Consider the following 19,012-nt stretch of genomic DNA (forward strand, 5'->3'; position numbering starts at 1 on the left):
CAGCGATAACAACTGTATTAGCCGGCCATCTGCTTTTCGCGGATTTCGGCCAGAGTCTTGCAGTCGATGCACAAATCGGCAGTCGGACGCGCTTCGAGGCGACGAATGCCAATCTCCACGCCGCAGGATTCGCAGTAGCCGAAATCTTCGTCTTCTACTTTTCGCAGCGTTTTCTCGATCTTTTTGATCAGTTTGCGTTCGCGATCGCGGTTACGCAGTTCAAGGCTGAATTCTTCTTCCTGAGTGGCACGGTCGGCCGGGTCAGGGAAGTTTGCTGCCTCATCCTGCATATGCGATACAGTACGGTCCACTTCATCCCTGAGCTGGTTGCGCCATGCTTCAAGAATGCGCTTGAAATGCGACAACTGGGCGTCGTTCATGTACTCTTCGCCCGGCTTCTCTTGGTACGGCTCCACCCCAGCGATGGCGAGAATGCTCAAGGACGAGGTTTTACGGGTTTGCCCTTCTTGCATGTTGCTTCTCCTACATACACACGCACTATCGAATCCCCAATGCGGGGGAAAAACAGGCCGCTATAAATACCAGATGGGGAGTAGGTTGGCAATTATTCCTGTCGCCTGCTTGACAATGGTGTGAAGGAAGGCGTATTTGGCGATACGATAACCGGTAGTCGGATTATTTGTACCCGGTCAGCGCTAATCGATAAAAAACGGTAACTTATCGCAGAGAGATATACCGTCAGGTGATAATTTAGCCCCATAACAAACCACTTCTACGCCCAACTGCTGAACCTGTGCCAACAGTGCCGCATAACGCTCATCTATATGATGTGCCGGTGCGACCTGCTCAATACCGCTATGTAACACAGCAAAGAACAATACCGCCCGTTGCCCGTTTTCAACCACGCTTTGCAACTCACGCAAGTGTTTCTGTCCTCTGAGCGTTACCGCATCAGGAAAGTAACCACGTTGTTGTTGCAGTAATGTGACTGACTTAACTTCAATATAGCAGTTGGCTCGATTTTCTGCCTGTAATAACAAATCGATACGGCTATTTTCACTGCCATATTTTACTTCGCTGCTGATTTTACTGTAACCGGATAATTCATTGATTAGATTCTGTTCGATTGCCTCGCGTACCAGCCCATTGGCACGCAGGGTATTTACGCAGATCCAATCCCCCTGTTGGGTATGCGTCAGTTCCCAGCTGTGGGCGTATTTGCGTTTGGCATTATCCGAGGTGGAGTACCAAACGGTGTCGCCGGGAGTCGCACAGCCGGTCATGGCCCCGGTATTGGCGCAGTGCAGCGTGAAGGTTTCCCCTTCTGGCGTGACGACGTCCGCCAGAAAGCGTTTGTAACGTTTAATCAGCGTGGCATGGCGCAGGGGGGGCGTAAAAATCATGGGGTGTCCTGAGGGGCTAAGGGCCATTGTTCAAGCATCTGATAACGCGTGCGGCCGTTTTCAAAAACTGACTGGTATAAGGCGAATTCGTTGGCGCTGAAGTGCCAGCCCGGCGTTGCGGGCGGTATGGCGACCGGCTGGGTCGCGGAGCGCAGCAGGGTGATATGCGGATGAAACGGCATTGGGCTTTGGTAGCAGCCGCTGCGCGCCGCCTGCGAGCGCAGCAATTCCGCCAGTTGCAACAGCCCACGTGGTGCGCGCCGGGTGCCAAGCCAAACGACGCCGGGACGCTGCCAGTGACCGAGATCATCGAGCACCATGCTGAAACCGGGCTGACTGATGCGACCGGCCAGTTTTTTCAACGCCGTTTCTTTCTGCGCCGTGACGTCGCCGAGAAAGGCCAGCGTCAGGTGCAAATTGGCGGCCGCGACCGGCCGACCGGCTTCCGGCGTAAAGGCATCGGCACGCCAGCGGATCACCTGCTGCTGCAGCGCATCAGGCAAGGTCAGGGCGAAAAACAGGCGGCGCGAACTGGACATAGATACCCGGCAAGTAAATGAAACGCAGAGTCTAATGCTACAATGTGCGCCGTCTAATGTTAACCACTACGGAGAGTTCTGTGTCTTCACTGCCCGTCAGCGCGGTTCTTGATGAATTGCTTACTGCGCTGCAATCCGCTCCGCAGGTTCTGCTGCATGCGCCGACCGGCGCCGGTAAATCGACCTGGCTGCCATTGCAGATCCTGGCTAAAGCCGGATTGCCTGGCCGCATTATCATGCTCGAACCCCGGCGGTTGGCGGCGAAGAACGTGGCGTACCGGTTGGCGCAGCAGTTAGGGGAAGAACCCGGTCAGACCGCGGGCTACCGCATGCGCGCCGAAAGCAAAAGCGGGCCGGAGACCAAGCTGCTGGTGGTGACCGAAGGCATTCTCACCCGCATGCTGCAGCAGGATGCCGAGCTGCAGGGCGTTTCACTGGTGATCCTCGACGAATTCCACGAGCGCAGCCTGCAGGCCGATTTGGCGTTGGCGCTATTGCTGGACGTCCAACAAGGGCTGCGCGACGATCTGAAACTGCTGATCATGTCGGCGACGCTGGATAATGCCCGTTTGGCGCAGCTGTTGCCACAGGCACCGGCGGTGGTATCTGCCGGGCGCAGCTTCCCGGTAGAGCGCCAGTATCAGCCCCTGGCCAGCCACCAACGGCTGGAGGACGGCGTGGCGGCGGCGGTGAAGCGCCTGCTGTCTGAGCAAACGGGATCGCTGCTGCTGTTCCTGCCCGGCGTGGCAGAAATCAACCGGGTGCTGGAGCGGTTGAACGGTGAAGTGGCGGCCGATACCGAGCTGTGCCCACTGTACGGCGCTTTACCGCTGGCGCAGCAGCAGAAGGCGATTCAACCGGCGCCGACCGGTCGCCGTAAAGTGGTGCTGGCGACCAATATTGCCGAAACCAGTCTGACCATCGAAGGTATTCGGTTGGTGGTGGACAGTGGCTTGGAACGCGTTGCGCGTTATGACGTGCGCAATGGTCTGACGCGGCTGGTGACTCAACGTATCAGCCAGGCGTCGATGATCCAGCGCGCAGGCCGCGCCGGGCGTCTGGAACCGGGCATCTGCTGGCATCTGTTTGCCAAAGAGCAGGCTGAACGGGCGGCAGAGCACGCCGAGCCGGAAATCCTGCAAAGCGATCTCGCCGGTTTTTGGCTGGAACTGCTGCAATGGGGTTGCCATGACGTCGGGCAACTGACCTGGCTCGACCGTCCGCCGGAAACGGCGCTGACCGCCGCAAAAAGGCTATTGCAGCAGCTTGGCGCCACCGATGACGCCGATAAGCTCACGGCGCGGGGCCGACAAATGGCTGTTCTGGGCTGTGAGCCGCGTTTGGCGGCGATGCTGACCCACGGCGCAGAACTGGGGGCGGATGGGTTGGCGACGGCCGCTGCTTTGGCTGCGTTGCTGGAGGAACCCCCGCGCGGTGGGCAAATGGATATCGGCTACTGGCTGAGTCGTCCGCAGCCAAATTGGCAGCGCCGCGCCACACAGCTAGCTCGCCGTCTGCAGGTGAAAGCGGGGCGGATCGATGTCGAACTGGCACCGCGGCTGCTGGCATTGGCGTTTACCGATCGCATTGCCCAACGACGGGGGCAGGATGGCCGCTATCTGCTGGCCGATGGCATGGGCGCGGCGATGAATCAGGATGAAGCATTGTCACGTGCCCCCTGGCTTATCGTGCCAAGCCTGCTACAGGGGCACAACAGCCCCGATGCGCGTATCCTGCTCGCGTTGCCGGTGGAAATTGATGCACTGGCGGCGCAGTTGCCGGCGATGGTTTCCCAGCAAACGGCGGTGGAATGGGATGAAGAAAAGGGCACTTTACGTGCCTGGAAACGCCAGCAAATTGGTCGTCTGACGCTGCGTGCTCAACCGTTGGCCAAGCCGGCGGACGAAGAGCTGCAGCAGGCATTGATTAACTGGGTTCGCGCTCAGGGCATAGCGGTACTCAACTGGGATACCGCCGCCGAACAGCTGCGGCTGCGCTTGCAGTGTGCGCAAAACTGGTTGCCGGAGGCCGCCTGGCCGCCGGTCGACGATGAGTCGCTGTTGGCCTCGCTGGAGCAGTGGTTATTGCCGTCGCTCGGTGGCGTGCGGGACATGCGCGGATTAAAACAGGTGAATATCGCCGAGGCTTTGGCGCGGTTGCTTAACTGGCAGCAAAAACAGCGGCTGGATAATGCGCTACCCACTCATTACACTGTGCCGACCGGCAGCCGCTTGCCCATCCGTTATGATGCCGGAAAACCTCCGGCGCTGGCGGTGCGTTTACAGGAAGTGTTCGGTGAACAGCGCAGCCCGATGTTGGCCGAAGGTCGCATCCCGGTGGTGCTTGAGTTACTCTCACCGGCGCACCGGCCGTTGCAAATTACCGGCGATCTGGCGGCGTTCTGGCAGGGGGCTTACCGGGAAGTGCAAAAAGAGATGAAAGGGCGCTACCCGAAACACGTGTGGCCGGACGATCCGGCGAATACCGCCCCGACGCGGCGCACGAAAAAATATCAGTAGCCTCGTCATATTTGACGCCGCATCTGTGTTGGCTGTGTTCACTTACCCGAATCACTTACTAGAGTAAGCTCATCGGGATAAGCTCTCTCATCGCGTTACTCGGCAGAGCCTCGCCCCGTTGGGGCCAGCGCAAGCGCTGTTCAACAAAACCGTTGGTTTTGTTGTGATGCAACGCCAATTATTTAGAAGAAGAATTCAGATGTTTCTTCTGTTCAGCGGTCTGGCGCCGCGACAGATTAAGCGACTCATAATGGCCGGCAGTGCCGCCAAGTCTGGAGAACAACAGCAATGGCTGGGGATGACCGCGAGCCCATCGGGCGCAAAGGGAAACAACCAACACGCACCGCGTCGCGCAAGCCGCCGCGCCGTCGTCGAGATGACGATTACGATGATTACGAGGAAGATGAGTACCAGGATGACGATGATGATTATGAAGACGAGGAAGAACGCATGCCGCGTAAGGTAAAAGCGACTCCGCCGCGTAAAAAACGCCGTTGGCTCGGCCTGCTGATCAAACTGATTCTGGTGGTTGCCGTGCTGTTGGCGATCTATGGCGTGTACCTGGATTCGCAGATCCGCAGCCGCATTGACGGCAAGGTCTGGCAGTTGCCGGCGGCGGTTTATGGCCGCATGGTCAACCTGGAACCGGGCATGCCGTACAGCAAAAAGGAAATGGTCAATTTACTCGAGGGCATGCAATACCGCCAGGTAAGCCGCATGACGCGCCCGGGTGAGTTTACCGTGCAGGCCAACAGCATTGAGTTGCTGCGTCGTCCGTTTGATTTCCCGGACGGCAAAGAAGGGCAGATCCACGCGCGTCTGAATTTCCAGAACAACCGTCTCGCGAATATCGAGAACATGGAAAACCAGCGCAGCTTCGGCTTCTTCCGTCTCGATCCGCGTCTGATCACCATGTTGCAGTCGCCGAACGGCGAACAGCGGCTGTTCGTGCCGCGCGCCGGTTTCCCTGACCTGCTGGTGGATACGCTGATTGCCACCGAAGACCGTCACTTCTATGAGCATGACGGTATCAGTCCTTACTCCATCGGTCGTGCGGTGCTGGCTAACCTGACCGCCGGACGTGCGGTGCAGGGCGGCAGTACCCTGACGCAGCAGTTGGTAAAAAACCTGTTCCTGACCAACGAGCGTTCGCTGTGGCGTAAGGCCAATGAAGCCTACATGGCGTTGTTGGTGGATTACCGTTACAGCAAGGATCGCATCCTTGAGCTGTATCTGAACGAGGTTTATCTCGGCCAGAGCGGCAACGATCAAATTCGTGGTTTCCCGTTGGCCAGCCTGTACTACTTCGGCCGTCCGGTGGACGAACTGAGCCTGGATCAGCAGGCGCTGCTGGTGGGCATGGTCAAGGGCGCGTCGTTGTATAACCCTTGGCGTAACCCGAAGCTGGCGCTGGAACGTCGTAACCTGGTGCTCAAACTGTTGCAGAACCAGGGCGTTATTGATGCTGAACTGTACGACATGCTCAGCGCTCGTCCACTGGGCGTGCAGCCGAAAGGTGGGGTGATCACACCGCAGCCGGCGTTTATGCAGATGGTGCGTCAGGAGCTGCAAGCCAAGCTGGGCGACAAGGTTAACGACTTGTCCGGGGTGAAAATCTTCACCACGCTGGATCCGGTGTCGCAAGATGCGGCGGAAAAAGCGGTTGAAGACGGCGTGCCGGCCCTGAAGGCGGCTCGTCATGTTCAGGATCTGGAAGCGGCGATGGTGATTGTCGATCGTTTCAGCGGCGAAGTTCGCGCCATGGTCGGCGGTGCCAACCCGCAGTTTGCCGGGTTTAACCGTGCCATGCAGGCGCGTCGCCTGGTCGGTTCACTGGCCAAGCCGCCGACGTACCTGACTGCGCTGTCTGAGCCGGACAAATATCGTCTGAACACCTGGCTGGCGGATCAGCCGCTGACGCTGAAATTGTCGAACGGCACCGTCTGGCAGCCAAACAACTATGACCGCAAGTTCCGCGGGCAGGTGATGCTGGTGGATGGCCTTGCCTTTTCACTCAACGTACCGACGGTAAACCTGGGTATGTCGGTTGGCCTGGATCAGGTCAGCGCAACGCTGCAGCGTTTGGGCATTCCGAAAGCTGAAATCAATCCGGTGCCTTCGATGCTGCTCGGCGCGATTGGCCTGACGCCGATGGAAGTGGCGCAGGAATACCAGACCATTGCCGGTGGCGGTAACCGTGCTCCGCTGTCTGCGGTGCGTTCGGTGATTGCTGAAGACGGCTCAGTGCTGTACCAGAGCTTCCCGCAGGCGGAACGCGTGGTACCGGCCCAGGCGGCTTACCTGACGCTGTATGCGATGCAGCAGGGCGTAGCGCGCGGGACTTCCCGCTCATTGTCGGTGAAATTCCCCAACTACAATCTGGCGGCGAAAACCGGTACCACCAACGACCTGCGCGACAGCTGGTTTGCCGGTATCGACGGTAAAGAAGTGGCTATCGCCTGGGTAGGGCGCGATAACAACGGCCCAGCCAAGCTGACCGGTGCCAACGGTGCGCTGACGCTGTATCGCCGCTATCTGGAAAACCAGACGCCGCTGCCGCTGATGCTGCAACCGCCGGAAGGTATCAACCAGATGACTATCGACGGCAGCGGTAACTTCGTCTGTGGCGGCGGTGGGCGTACCATTCCGGTATGGACCGATAATCCGCAGGGGTTGTGCCAGGCGAGTCAGGCCGCTCAGCAGCAGCAACAAGAGCAGCAGCAACAGCCAGCGGGCGAACAAAAAGATGCTGACGGCGTTGCCGGCTGGATCAAGGACATGTTCGGCAAGTAAGCGACCTTGCTTGTCACTGCTCAGGTGAAAAGTTTTTCTTTATTATTAAGCCCGTAACTTCCCGTTGCGGGCTTTTTTATTTCTTTGCGCAGTTTATTTCCACCTGCTTGATGTGGCTAAGCGGTTAATCGCACACCAATTTACCGGCCGAATTCGACTTGCAGTTTAATTTAGCTTCTGCATAAAATGCCGCGATTATAATAATTATTATCGTTTACATTCGTTATCAAATAATTCATCAGAGAAACCACCTATGTCGACCAAGCGTCTTCCTTCCGCGGCCAAGCAGAGCCGTTCTCACGTCAGTGGGTTAGCGATGACTATCGCTGCCGCCCTTGGCACGCTGGCTATGCCGGCATTTTCCGCCGATACCAAGTCCGCCGCCAAGGAAGAGACCCTTACCGTGGTAGGCAGCAGCCAATCGCAGCAGGAAAACGCCTGGGGGCCGGTAGGGACCTACGCGGCCAAACACAGTGCCACCGGTACCAAGACCGACACGCCGATTGAAAAGACTCCGCAGTCGGTTTCCGTCGTGACGCGTGAAGAGATGGATATGCGCCAGCCGGATACGGTAAAAGGCGCACTGGCTTATACGCCGGGCGTGATGGTGGGCAACCGCGGCGCCTCTACCGCTTATGATGCCGTAAATATTCGTGGTTTCAGTTCGGTAGGTACCAACATGTACCTGGATGGGCTGAAGCTGCAGGACGATAACTATTCCATTTACCAAATTGACCCTTACTTCCTGGAACGTGCGGAAGTGTTGCGCGGTCCTTCGTCGGTGCTTTATGGCAAGAGCAACCCGGGCGGGGTTGTCGCCTTGGTCAGTAAGCGGCCGACCACGGAAACCCTGCGTGAAGTTCAGTTTAAAATGGGTACCGACAATCTGTTCCAGACCGGCTTCGACTTTGGCGGGGCATTGGATGATGACGGCATTTATTCCTATCGCTTGACCGGTCTGGCGCGAGATGAAGATCAGCAGCAGGTCGGTGAGAAGAGCAAACGCTATGCGATTGCGCCTTCTTTCAGCTGGCGGCCGGATGATCGTACGTCACTGACATTCCTCAGCAGTTTCCAGGATGACCCAAGCGTGGGCTTCTATGGCTGGCTGCCGAAAGAGGGGACGGTACAAAATGGGATTAACGGCAAGTTGCCAACCAGTTTCAACGACGGTGAGCCGGGTTATAACAACATCTCGCGTAAGCAACAGATGGTGGGATACGCCTTTGAGCATGGCTTTGATGATGTGTGGACCCTGCGTCAAAACCTGCGTTATTCCAAGATGGACGTGGACTACCGTTCTATCTATGGCCAGGGCATCAGCGCGACCAATCCTGCAGAGTTGACGCGTGGGGTGATGAACTCGAAAGAGCATTTGTCGAGTTTTGCAGTGGACACTCAGGCGCAGGCAAAGTTTGCGACGGCAGCGGTTGATCACACCTTGCTGATGGGTGTGGACTACATGCGTATGCGTAACGACGTCGTTTATCAGTATGGCAGTGCTTCTAGCCTTAATGTGGTGGCGCCGCAGTACGGCAATCAAAGCTATACCATTACCGGCGGCGCCAGCCAGGTTAACCGCCAAGAGCAGACCGGGCTTTACGTGCAGGATCAGGCCGAGTGGAACAACTGGGTACTGACCATGGGCGGGCGTTATGACTGGAGCGACACAAACAGCACCAACCGCCTGAAACAGAATTTGGTATCAAAACAGAAGGACAACGAGTTCACCGGCCGCGCGGGTTTGAACTATGTATTTGAAAACGGCATTGCGCCCTATGTCAGCTACAGTGAATCCTTTGAACCTACTTCAGGGACTGACTTTAGTGGCAATACCTTCGCCGCTTCCAAAGGCAAGCAGTATGAAGCCGGGGTGAAGTTTGCACCTAAAGATCGCCCAATTACTGCCAGCATTGCGATTTATCAGCTGACCAAAACCAACAATAAGGTGGCGGATCCCGATCCGGAACACTCGTTTGCTAGCGTGCTAGGAGGGGAGATCCGCTCCCGCGGGGTAGAGCTGGAAGGCAAAGCCGCACTGACGGCCAACGTCAACCTGCTGGGGTCTTATACCTACACGGATGCCGAGTACACCAAGGACACCACGCTACAGGGCAATACCCCGGCGGCGATTCCAAAACATATGGCTTCAGTGTGGGCGGATTACACCTTCCATGAAACCGCACTCAGCGGGTTGACCCTGGGCTCCGGCGTTCGTTATGTCGGTTCCAGCTATGGTGATGAAGCCAACACCTTTAAAGTAAAGGACTATACGGTTGTAGATGCGGCGATAAAATACGATTTGGCGCGTTTCAATCTGCCAGGTTCCTCGATTGGCATCAACGTGAACAACCTGTTTGATAAAGAATACGTCTCCAGCTGCTTTGCCACCTATGGCTGCTACTGGGGCGCTGAACGCCAGGTGGTCGCCACCGCAACCTTCCGCTTCTAATCGGATTACCGGGGCGGCGCCATGTCGCCCCGGACAGAGTAGGACCTATGCAGGATAAACACCTCAATCACGACGCCACCTTTACCCTGGACAGCGCCAGCTTTGCCGTTCCCGGCCGCGTGCTGCTACAACCCTTGTCGTTGACCTTTCCCGTGGGGAAAGTCTGCGGGCTGATCGGCCACAACGGCTCCGGCAAATCGACCTTGCTGAAAATTCTCGGTCGCCACCAAAATCCAACCGCCGGTACGGCGCGGCTTAACCAGCAGCTGCTGAGCCAATGGGACAGCAAGGCCTTCGCACGTCAGGTCGCTTATCTCCCTCAACAATTGCCCGCCGCGGAAGGGATGACGGTGCGCGAACTGGTGGCGATTGGCCGCTACCCCTGGCACGGCGCCTTGGGCCGCTTTGGTGTTAACGATCGCCAGCAGGTGGAAGAGGCGATTGCGCTGGTGGGGCTGAAGCCGTTTGCCAACCGCCTGGTCGACAGCCTGTCCGGCGGCGAGCGTCAACGCGCCTGGCTGGCGATGATGGTGGCGCAAGACAGCCGTTGCCTGTTGCTGGACGAGCCGACCTCTGCGCTGGATATTGCCCATCAGGTTGAGGTACTGGCTTTGATCCAACGTTTGAGCCATGAGCGTGGCCTGACGGTGATTGCGGTGCTGCATGACATCAATATGGCCGCACGCTACTGCGACCATCTGGTGGCGTTGCGCGGCGGCGAGATGATTGCCCAGGGCACCCCGCTGGAGTTGATGCAGGGTGACGTGCTGGAGCAAATCTACGGTATTCCTATGGGTACGCTGCCGCATCCAAGCGGCGGCGCGCCGGTGAGTTTTGTCTACTGATGCCTGATTCTTCTGATTTTCATCATGATGCCGTTCGCCGTCGCCTGCTGACGGCCATGGCGCTGTCGCCCCTGCTGTTTTCCTTGCCGAGCCAGGCGGCGGCAACGCCACCCGATCTTTCGCGCATTGTGGCGCTGGAGTGGTTGCCTGTCGAGCTGCTGCTGGCTCTGGGGATCACGCCGCTGGCCGTCGCGGATATCCACAACTACAACCTGTGGGTAGAAGAGCCGAAAATGCCGGCGTCGGTGATCGACGTCGGTCAACGCACCGAGCCGAATCTGGAATTGCTGCAGCAGCTGCGGCCCTCGCTGTTGCTGCTGTCGCAGGGATACGGGCCGACGCCGCAAAAGCTGGCCCCTATCGGCCCGACCATGAGCTTCGGCTTCAATGACGGCAGCGGCAAACCGCTGACGGTGGGCCGGAAGTCGTTAGTGCAACTGGCGCAGCGGCTGGGCCTTGAGGCACGGGCAGAGCAGCACCTGATCCAGTTCGACCGATTTATCCAGGATGCGCGTCAGCGGCTGCAGTCTTACAGCCGACAGCCGCTGCTGCTGTTCTCCCTGCTGGACACGCGCCATGCGCTGGTCATTGGACAGAAAAGCCTGTTCCAGGAGGTGATGGACCAGCTTGGGATCCAAAATGCCTGGGAGGGGGAAACCAATTTCTGGGGTACGGCGGTAGTGGGCATTGAGCGCCTGACGGCGGTAAAAAATGCGCGCGCGATTTATCTCGATCACGGCAATCAGGCCATGATGGAAAAAGTCAGTTCTACCCCACTGTGGCAGGCATTGCCGTTTGTCAGGCAGAACCAATTGCGTCAGGTGCCGGCTGTGTGGTTTTACGGCGCGACGCTGTCAGCGATGCGTTTTTGCCATCTGCTGGAGCAGGTGCAGGAGAGTTATTCATGAGCGCACGCATTCGCGCATTACCGCTGACATTGCTGCTGTTACTGTTGGCGGCGGCGGGCGGCCTGACGATCTACAATCTGCTGCAACAGCTGCCCTGGGCACTGTGGGGACAGGCGCTGAGCGCGCCGAACATCGACGATGTGCGCCAAATGCTGTTCCACTACAGCCTGTTGCCACGGCTGTCGGTGTCTCTGTTGGCCGGTGCCGGCTTGGGGCTGGTTGGCGTACTGTTCCAGCAGGTGCTGCGCAATCCGCTGGCGGAACCGGCGACGCTCGGCGTGTCAGCTGGGGCGCAGCTTGGGCTGACTATTGCCACTTTGTGGATGTTGCCGGGCGGTGAGATGACCCGGCAACTGGCGGCAATGGCTGGCGCCATCCTGGTCGGCGGGCTGGTGTTCGGCGTGGCCTGGGGCAAACGTATGTCCCCGGTGACGCTGATCCTGGCCGGGCTGGTGCTGGGGCTGTATTGCGGGGCGGTCAACAGTCTGCTGGCACTGTTCAACTACGATCAACTGCAGGGTCTGTTCCTGTGGAGCACCGGTGCGTTAAACCAGCAGGACTGGAGCACCGCGCAGTTTATCCTGCCGCGCCTGCTGATTGCCGGGGTGTTGGCTGTGCTGCTGTTGCGCCCGCTGACCTTGCTGGGGCTGGACGATGGTGTTGCGCGCAATCTGGGTTTAGGGTTGTCGATGGCGCGTTTTTGCGCGCTGGCTGTGGCGATAATTTTCAGTGCGATGTTGGTGAATGCGGTAGGCGTCATTGGCTTTATTGGCCTGTTTGCACCGCTGATGGCAAAAATGCTGGGCGCGCGCCGTCTGGCGCATCGCATGATGCTGGCGCCGTTGCTGGGGGCGCTGCTGCTGTGGTTGACCGACCAGGTGATGATCTGGTTGACGCAGGTCTGGCGTGAGATCCCGACCGGGGCGGCAACGGCGCTGTTTGGTGCTCCGCTGTTGCTGTGGTTGTTGCCGCGGTTGCGCAGTGCCGCTACGCCGCCACCAATGAACCTGGGTGACAGGGTACCTGCCGAACGCGGTCATCTGTGGGGGTGGGCAGCACTGGCAGCGACGGTGTTGCTGGCCGGCATTGCCGTGGCATTGATGTTTGGTCAGAACGCCACAGGCTGGCACTGGAGCCAGGGCGCAGAGCTGGAGTCATTGATGCCGTGGCGCTGGCCACGCGTGCTGTCAGCGCTGGCTGCGGGCATGATGCTGGCGGTGGCGGGGACCTTGATCCAAAAGCTGACAGGCAACCCGATGGCCAGCCCGGAAGTGCTGGGTATCAGCTCCGGCGCGGCCTTTGGCGTGGTGGTCATGCTGTTTATCGTGCCGGGGGATGCCTTTGTCTGGCTGCTGCCGGCCGGCAGCCTGGGGGCAGCGGCGACGCTATTGGTGATTATGATCACAGCCGGGCGCGGTGGTTTTTCCACCGAACGCATGCTGCTGGCCGGTATTGCGCTCAGCACGGCCTTTACCACCACTATTTTCCTGCTGCTGGCGAGCGGCGATCCGCGTATGGGCGGGTTGCTGACCTGGATTTCAGGTTCCACCTACTCGGTGACGCCGGAACAGGCGGTACGTACGGCGGCCATTGCTGCGCTGCTGATCGCGTTGGCGCCATTGTGTCGCCGCTGGCTCAGTATTCTGCCTTTGGGCAGTGCCACGGCCCGTTCGGTGGGGATTGCGCTGACGCCGGTGCGAGTGGTCATTCTGCTGCTGGCTGCTACGCTGACGGCGATGGCGACGTTGACCGTGGGGCCGTTGAGCTTTATCGGCCTGATGGCGCCGCATATGGCACGTATGTTGGGCTTCCGCCGTGCGTTACCGCAGATGGTGATAGCCGCGCTGTTGGGGGGCTTGCTGATGGTGTTTGCAGACTGGTGTGGCCGTATGGTGATGTTCCCGTACCAGATCCCTGCCGGGCTGCTAGCTACCTTTATCGGGGCGCCGTATTTCGTTTATTTACTGCGTAAGCAAACCTCGTAACCGACGTCCTTCCTGCCGTTTCTATCCTCAAAGGCTCAGCATCGCTGGGCCTTTATTTTTTCGTATTTTCATACCATTGCAAAGCTTTGCGTACGGCTGCGCAGTACGGGTATTCAGTGTGGAAAGGGGGCTGAGATCTGAGGGGCGATGCATATACTGCGTGCGGGGCTCAGGATCCTATCTCGAGTGCCCATACTCACGTTAACTTGGTGTACATAGTACATTTCGTGGTGTACTTTGTACCTTAAATGGAGAGGGTGCCAGTGAGTCATGCGCTAGTATTTATTGAGACCCCGATGTTTACGCGGCAGATCAAGCTAATAGCCACGGACGACGAGCTAAAAGAACTCCAGAAAGAACTCATCGAATCACCGGGTAAAGGCGATTTGATACAGAAAACCGGCGGGTTGCGGAAAGTCAGGATGGCAACAGGCCCACAGGGAAAAAGGGGAAGCGCCAGAGTGATTTACTTTCTGGCGACCAAAGAGGTGATCTATCTGGTGATGGCCTATCCGAAAAGCATTAAAGACAGTCTGACCGATATGGAAAAATCAGAGCTGAAGAAATTAACGAAATTGTTGAAAGATGAGGTGTGACATGAGCTTTTTTGACGATATGAAAACGTCTCTTGAAGAAGCTGTCGCCATTAAGAACGGGGTTAAGTCCCCTGCTAATGTTACGCGTTATGATATCGCAGATGTGAAGGCGATCAGGGCGCAGCTTAATGTTTCTCAGAGCGAAATGGCAAAGGTATTGGGTACCAGCGTTGATACCATTAAGAGCTGGGAAACCAAAAGACGTAACCCAACCGGGCTGGCTGCAAAAGTGTTGGCGGCGATCCAGGCTAACCCCGCTTTCTTCCGTGAGCTTGCCTCACACTAGACGATCTCCGGTGTTCTTATCCACGATGAAAGTGTCTGGGATGAGTAGATCATTACAGTCAAGTAAAGCCAGAAAATTGCTGGGTACACTTAAGCGCTAACAGCCAACTGTTGGCGCTTTTTATTTTCGCATTTTCATACATTTGCAAAGTTTAGCGTACGGCTGCGCAGTACGGGTATTCAGTGTGGAAAGGGGGCTGAGATCTGAGGGGCGGTGCATATACTGCGCGTGGGTGCTCTGGATCTTTCGTCCCGAGCATTCGTAAGGGATAGAAAGAGAAAAGCCCCGTGTCGATATACATCAACCCGAGGCCAACTCTAACGCCAGACAACGTTAGGTTAGCTTCTTACCCGCCGAGAGGCAAGGAGAAGGAGGCATGATGCCGAACAAAGGGAGTGTCCTAAAACTGGTCGTTATTTGTGCCACTGTAATATCACTGGCATGGATAACACGCAGCAAACTTTGTGAGCTGCGGATCCGATCGGGCAACACGGAAGTTGCGGCCATTCTGGCTTACGAATCCAAAAGGTAAGGCAACCCAACGGCGGGAGTATTGCTCCCGCCTGTTGGTTGTTTGAGCGTGGATCCACGAGCACCCATCCGCTAAAAACAAAAACGGCAAGCCAAGGCTTGCCGTTTTCACATTCGATACGCAGGCTTATTTCAGGCCGGCAGCATCGCGCAGCAATTCTGCTTTGTCGGTCGCTTCCCAAGGGAAGTGCTCGCGGCCGAAGTGACCGTAAGCTGCAGTTTCGCGGTAGATCGGCTGCAGCAGATCCATCATCTGGATCAGGCCGTATGGACGCAAATCGAAGAACTCGCGTACCAGCAGGGTCAGCTGTTCGGTAGGGACTTTCTCGGTACCGAAGGTTTCCACCATGATGGAGGTTGGCTCCGCCACGCCGATAGCGTAGGAAACCTGGATCTCACAGCGGTCAGCCAGGCCGGCGGCAACGATGTTTTTCGCCACGTAGCGCGCTGCGTAAGCCGCTGAACGGTCAACCTTGGACGGATCCTTACCGGAGAACGCACCGCCACCGTGACGAGCCATGCCGCCGTAGGTATCAACGATGATTTTACGTCCGGTCAGGCCGCAGTCGCCCATTGGGCCACCGATAACGAAACGGCCGGTCGGGTTGATGTGGTATTTGGTGCTGGCGCTCAGCCATTCTGCAGGCAGAACCGGCTTGATGATCTCTTCCATCACCGCTTCTTGCAGATCTTTCAGAGAGATATCTTCGGAATGCTGGGTGGACAGTACCACCGCATCGATACCGACGATTTTGCCGTCGTCATATTGGAAGGTGACCTGGCTTTTCGCATCCGGACGCAGCCACGGCAGAGTGCCGTTTTTACGGACTTCGGACTGGCGCTGCACCAGGCGGTGCGCGTAGGTCACCGGTGCCGGCATCAGCACTTCGGTTTCGTTGGTAGCATAGCCAAACATCAGGCCCTGGTCGCCAGCACCCTGTTCCAGAGGATCGGTACGGTCAACACCCTGATTGATATCCGGGGATTGCTTGCCGATGGCGCTCAGTACGGCACAAGAGTTGGCGTCGAAGCCCATATCCGAATGAACATAGCCGATTTCGCGCACGGTTTTACGGGTGATCTCTTCGATATCTACCCAGGCGCTGGTGGTGATTTCGCCGCCAACCAGAACCATGCCGGTTTTCACGTAGGTTTCGCAGGCTACGCGTGCTTTAGGATCCTGTTCCAGGATGGCGTCGAGAACGGCATCGGAGATCTGGTCAGCGATTTTATCAGGATGTCCTTCGGAGACGGATTCGGACGTGAATAGGTGTTTAGCCATGGTGTTCTTTACCTTGCATAAGACGGGTTAGAAATTACTGCACAGCGCTGGAGATCCGGCATCAAAGCGAAGGGTCTTCCGCTGATGGCGCGAGATGCTTCCTGCAACGCCCCTCAGGCAAAGCCGTTAAGCAGTTTATCAGTTAACCAGTATAGATGGATTAACATCTGGACGTCTATTTTAGGTCAGGCCTTAGCCGGATTGCCAGTATTTTTTTGCCCTTTCGCTCTTTTGCGCAAAGCTTCCGGCGCCATTTTCATCGCTTGAAACAGTTTCCGACAAATTTTCATTTTGCATTTTCCCCGTGTTATCGGTATAAACTGCGCGCGCGGCTCATTTGGTGCACAGTGTGGGGTACGAAGTTGTAAACTTCTGTGACGCCTCCACGGGTGGTCTGATTGTCAGCCGCAGACGCCAACCTTTGGCGTCGCCGCTTCATAGAACGGTCACGTTCTTACACTATTAATAGAGGCTCAGTCGTTCATAGAGGGCGACGTGCGTGGAGGTGGTTGGATTAATGATCCGTTGTCTACCGGTTGTTGGTTCTCAACAGCAGTGCCGTTCTGGCGCACATTCTTCTGCTATTTCCCGTCTTGTCTCTACACCACCTTCCAGGTGTGATAAACACTTGGGCGCTACTCAGGATTCTCGGGCCGGTTAACGGTCGTCTGAAGAACTGAACAAGGGTAGCCTGCAGCCTTCCTGTGGGATGTTTCTTGACCCGATTCACGAGGTTTGAACAGGGTGTCTTACAATTATATGAGTAATAAACCGATCGCTGACCGCGAACGGCAGTTTTATTCGCTGCCGCAAGGGCGGTTTGTTGGGTTGTTCTCGCGGGTTGTAGCTGCGATAGTGGCTGACTGTATCGTCAGTACGCGATGTGAGGCGAGTAATGTCTGATGATCTTTTGATTCACCGTCCGTCAGCAACGGGCGAATCTATATCTTTGCGCTCCATGCAGGAGGTTGCCATGAATGATCGTGATGCCAGCAAGATGCTGCGCACTTATAACGTCGCCTACTGGGGCAACAATTATTATGACGTCAATGAACTGGGCCACATCAGCGTGTGCCCGGATCCGGACGTCCCGCAGGCACGTGTCGATCTGGCCGAGCTGGTGAAGCAGCGTCAAAACGACGGTTTACGCCTACCGGCACTGTTCTGCTTCCCGCAGATCCTGCAGCACCGTCTGCGTTCGATCAATGCCGCGTTCAAACGTGCGCGTGAGTCGTTCGGCTATGAAGGTGGCTATTTCCTGGTTTACCCGATCAAGGTAAACCAACATCGCCGCGTGATTGAATCTCTGGTCAATTCCGGCGAACCGCTGGGGCTGGAAGCCGGCTCCAAGGCCGAACTGATGGCGGTGCTGGCGCATGCTGGCATGACCCGCTCGGTGATCGTCTGTAACGGCTATAAAGACCGTGAATATATCCGTCTGGCGCTGATCGGCGAAAAGCTGGGGCACAAGGTGTACCTGGTGATCGAGAAGATGTCCGAGATCAACATGGTGCTGGAAGAGGCCGAGCGCCTGAACGTGGTACCGCGCCTGGGCGTGCGTGCGCGTCTGGCGTCGCAAGGCTCCGGTAAATGGCAGTCGAGCGGCGGCGAAAAGTCCAAGTTCGGTCTGGCAGCCATTCAGGTGCTGAAGCTGGTGGAAACCCTGCGTGAAGCGGGCCGTCTCGACAGCCTGCAACTGCTGCACTTCCACCTGGGTTCGCAGCTGGCCAATATTCGCGATATCGCCACCGGCGTACGTGAGTCGGCGCGCTTCTACGTCGAACTGCATAAGCTGGGCGTGAACATCCAGTGCTTCGACGTGGGCGGCGGTCTGGGCGTAGATTATGAAGGTACCCGTTCGCAGTCCGACTGTTCGGTGAACTACGGCCTGAACGAATACGCCAACAACGTGATCTGGGGCATCGGCGACGCCTGTAATGAACACGGTTTGCCGCACCCGACGGTGATCACCGAATCCGGTCGTGCAGTGACCGCGCATCATACGGTGCTGGTATCCAACGTGATCGGCGTTGAACGCAACGAATTCAGCGATCCATTGCCGCCAGCTGAAGACGCGCCACGCGCGCTGGAAAGCATGTGGGAAACCTGGCAGGAAATGAACGAGCCGGAAAATCGCCGCTCGCTGCGTGAATGGCTGCACGACAGCCAAATGGATCTGCACGACGTTCATACTCAATATGCACACGGCATGTTGGATCTGACCAAGCGTGCCTGGGCTGAGCAGCTGTATCTGAACATCTGCAACAAGATCCAGCAGCAGTTGGATCCGAGCAACCGTGCACACCGCCCAATCATCGACGAACTGCAAGAGCGTATGGCGGACAAGTTCTACGTCAACTTCTCGCTGTTCCAGTCGATGCCGGACGCCTGGGGTATCGATCAGCTGTTCCCAGTACTGCCGCTGGAAGGCCTGGATAAGCCGCCGGAAGGTCGCGCGGTGCTGCTGGACATCACCTGTGACTCGGATGGCACCATCGATCACTACATCGACGGTGACGGCGTGGCGACCACCATGCCAATGCCGCCGTACGATCCGGAAAACCCGCCGGCGCTGGGCTTCTTTATGGTTGGCGCCTATCAGGAGATCCTCGGCAACATGCACAACCTGTTCGGCGACACCGCCTCGGTTGACGTGTTCGTGTTCCCTGACGGTACGGTAGAAACCGAGTTGTCCGATGAAGGCGATACCGTTGCCGATATGCTGGAATACGTGCAGCTTGACCCTACCGCACTGTTGGCCAAGTTCCGCGATCAGGTGAAAGAAACCGATCTGGACAGCGAACTGCAGGCGCAGTTCCTGGAAGAGTTCGAAGCCGGTTTGTACGGTTATACTTATTTAGAAGATGAATAAGTAGAGCGCTTCTGAAAGGCCGGGCATCCAACGGATGTCC

15 protein-coding genes are annotated in these 19,012 nt (G+C 57.3%); 11 read left to right on the forward strand and 4 right to left on the reverse strand.

Translation table 11 applies throughout. From position 1 onward, the window contains the following. Positions 1–17: 17 nt before the first annotated feature. From dksA to thpR, 3 genes are all read right to left on the reverse strand, one after another. Complete coding sequence (gene dksA, locus ACMGG1_RS03120; RefSeq protein WP_020828563.1) at positions 18–473, reverse strand: RNA polymerase-binding protein DksA; 456 nt, start codon at positions 471–473, stop codon at positions 18–20. A gap of 183 nt (positions 474–656) precedes the next feature. Continuing rightward, complete coding sequence (sfsA, locus tag ACMGG1_RS03125) at positions 657–1,364, reverse strand: DNA/RNA nuclease SfsA (protein WP_115058047.1); 708 nt, start codon at positions 1,362–1,364, stop codon at positions 657–659. Next, on the reverse strand, positions 1,361–1,903 hold the full coding sequence (gene thpR / locus ACMGG1_RS03130) for an RNA 2',3'-cyclic phosphodiesterase (protein ID WP_142814452.1): 543 nt from the start codon (positions 1,901–1,903) through the stop codon (positions 1,361–1,363). Before thpR ends, sfsA begins: the two co-directional genes overlap by 4 nt. A gap of 56 nt (positions 1,904–1,959) precedes the next feature. Here thpR and hrpB point away from each other — a divergent pair, with 56 nt between their 5' ends. The 9 genes from hrpB to ACMGG1_RS03175 all read left to right on the forward strand — a co-directional run bounded on the left by hrpB (position 1,960) and on the right by ACMGG1_RS03175 (position 14,819). Beyond that, positions 1,960–4,422: an ATP-dependent helicase HrpB gene (gene hrpB, locus ACMGG1_RS03135; RefSeq protein WP_414161144.1), complete on the forward strand. Its 2,463-nt coding sequence runs from the start codon at positions 1,960–1,962 to the stop codon at positions 4,420–4,422. A 288-nt stretch (positions 4,423–4,710) separates the two neighbouring features. Next, positions 4,711–7,215 carry a bifunctional glycosyl transferase/transpeptidase gene (gene mrcB, locus ACMGG1_RS03140; protein WP_046372662.1) on the forward strand — a complete coding sequence of 835 codons (2,505 nt, stop codon included), beginning with the start codon at positions 4,711–4,713 and terminating at the stop codon, positions 7,213–7,215. Positions 7,216–7,468: 253 nt separating this feature from the next. Further along, entirely contained in the window at positions 7,469–9,667 is a 2,199-nt protein-coding gene (gene fhuA, locus ACMGG1_RS03145; RefSeq protein ID WP_414161145.1) for a ferrichrome porin FhuA, read from the forward strand. Positions 9,668–9,714: 47 nt separating this feature from the next. Then, a complete protein-coding gene (gene fhuC, locus ACMGG1_RS03150; protein WP_046372664.1) occupies positions 9,715–10,512 on the forward strand; it encodes a Fe3+-hydroxamate ABC transporter ATP-binding protein FhuC in 798 nt (265 codons plus the stop codon). Further along, positions 10,512–11,420 (forward strand): Fe(3+)-hydroxamate ABC transporter substrate-binding protein FhuD, encoded by a 909-nt coding sequence (gene fhuD, locus ACMGG1_RS03155; protein ID WP_414161146.1) that lies wholly within the window; start codon positions 10,512–10,514, stop codon positions 11,418–11,420. The genes fhuC and fhuD overlap by 1 nt, the downstream gene beginning before the upstream one ends. Further along, positions 11,417–13,405 carry a Fe(3+)-hydroxamate ABC transporter permease FhuB gene (fhuB, locus tag ACMGG1_RS03160; protein WP_414161147.1) on the forward strand — a complete coding sequence of 663 codons (1,989 nt, stop codon included), beginning with the start codon at positions 11,417–11,419 and terminating at the stop codon, positions 13,403–13,405. Before fhuD ends, fhuB begins: the two co-directional genes overlap by 4 nt. 263 nt (positions 13,406–13,668) lie before the next feature. Continuing rightward, the gene (locus ACMGG1_RS03165; protein WP_046372667.1) at positions 13,669–14,001 is read left to right on the forward strand and encodes a type II toxin-antitoxin system RelE/ParE family toxin; all 333 of its coding nucleotides are present in this window, start codon (positions 13,669–13,671) and stop codon (positions 13,999–14,001) included. A gap of 1 nt (position 14,002) precedes the next feature. Then, entirely contained in the window at positions 14,003–14,287 is a 285-nt protein-coding gene (gene nadS, locus ACMGG1_RS03170) for a NadS family protein (RefSeq protein ID WP_046372668.1), read from the forward strand. Positions 14,288–14,666: 379 nt separating this feature from the next. Further along, positions 14,667–14,819 (forward strand): Hok/Gef family protein, encoded by a 153-nt coding sequence (locus tag ACMGG1_RS03175; RefSeq protein ID WP_041415673.1) that lies wholly within the window; start codon positions 14,667–14,669, stop codon positions 14,817–14,819. Positions 14,820–14,945: 126 nt separating this feature from the next. Here ACMGG1_RS03175 and metK read toward each other — a convergent pair whose 3' ends face one another. Continuing rightward, positions 14,946–16,100 carry a methionine adenosyltransferase gene (gene metK / locus ACMGG1_RS03180; protein WP_020828554.1) on the reverse strand — a complete coding sequence of 385 codons (1,155 nt, stop codon included), beginning with the start codon at positions 16,098–16,100 and terminating at the stop codon, positions 14,946–14,948. A gap of 759 nt (positions 16,101–16,859) precedes the next feature. Between metK and ACMGG1_RS03185 the strand changes: the two genes are divergently transcribed. Both ACMGG1_RS03185 and speA read left to right on the forward strand, forming a co-directional pair. Beyond that, positions 16,860–17,003, forward strand: coding sequence for a virulence promoting factor (locus ACMGG1_RS03185; RefSeq protein WP_115058053.1), 144 nt, complete (start codon positions 16,860–16,862; stop codon positions 17,001–17,003). Beyond that, entirely contained in the window at positions 16,996–18,972 is a 1,977-nt protein-coding gene (speA, locus tag ACMGG1_RS03190) for a biosynthetic arginine decarboxylase (RefSeq protein ID WP_044553360.1), read from the forward strand. The genes ACMGG1_RS03185 and speA overlap by 8 nt, the downstream gene beginning before the upstream one ends. Positions 18,973–19,012: the final 40 nt, after the last annotated feature.

It is taken from the genome of Serratia sp. BNK-12, assembly GCF_047456085.1.
Taxonomy (GTDB): domain Bacteria; phylum Pseudomonadota; class Gammaproteobacteria; order Enterobacterales; family Enterobacteriaceae; genus Serratia; species Serratia liquefaciens.

Coding starts and splice junctions, on each gene's coding strand:
- thpR (WP_142814452.1), bottom strand. CDS start 1,903: ATGTCCAGTTCGCGCCGCCTGTTTTTCGCCCTGACCTTGCCTGATGCG.
- metK (WP_020828554.1), bottom strand. CDS start 16,100: ATGGCTAAACACCTATTCACGTCCGAATCCGTCTCCGAAGGACATCCT.
- sfsA (WP_115058047.1), bottom strand. CDS start 1,364: ATGATTTTTACGCCCCCCCTGCGCCATGCCACGCTGATTAAACGTTAC.
- fhuB (WP_414161147.1), top strand. CDS start 11,417: ATGAGCGCACGCATTCGCGCATTACCGCTGACATTGCTGCTGTTACTG.
- ACMGG1_RS03185 (WP_115058053.1), top strand. CDS start 16,860: ATGAGTAATAAACCGATCGCTGACCGCGAACGGCAGTTTTATTCGCTG.
- fhuD (WP_414161146.1), top strand. CDS start 10,512: ATGCCTGATTCTTCTGATTTTCATCATGATGCCGTTCGCCGTCGCCTG.
- hrpB (WP_414161144.1), top strand. CDS start 1,960: ATGTTAACCACTACGGAGAGTTCTGTGTCTTCACTGCCCGTCAGCGCG.
- speA (WP_044553360.1), top strand. CDS start 16,996: ATGTCTGATGATCTTTTGATTCACCGTCCGTCAGCAACGGGCGAATCT.
- fhuC (WP_046372664.1), top strand. CDS start 9,715: ATGCAGGATAAACACCTCAATCACGACGCCACCTTTACCCTGGACAGC.
- nadS (WP_046372668.1), top strand. CDS start 14,003: ATGAGCTTTTTTGACGATATGAAAACGTCTCTTGAAGAAGCTGTCGCC.
- fhuA (WP_414161145.1), top strand. CDS start 7,469: ATGTCGACCAAGCGTCTTCCTTCCGCGGCCAAGCAGAGCCGTTCTCAC.
- dksA (WP_020828563.1), bottom strand. CDS start 473: ATGCAAGAAGGGCAAACCCGTAAAACCTCGTCCTTGAGCATTCTCGCC.
- ACMGG1_RS03175 (WP_041415673.1), top strand. CDS start 14,667: ATGCCGAACAAAGGGAGTGTCCTAAAACTGGTCGTTATTTGTGCCACT.
- mrcB (WP_046372662.1), top strand. CDS start 4,711: ATGGCTGGGGATGACCGCGAGCCCATCGGGCGCAAAGGGAAACAACCA.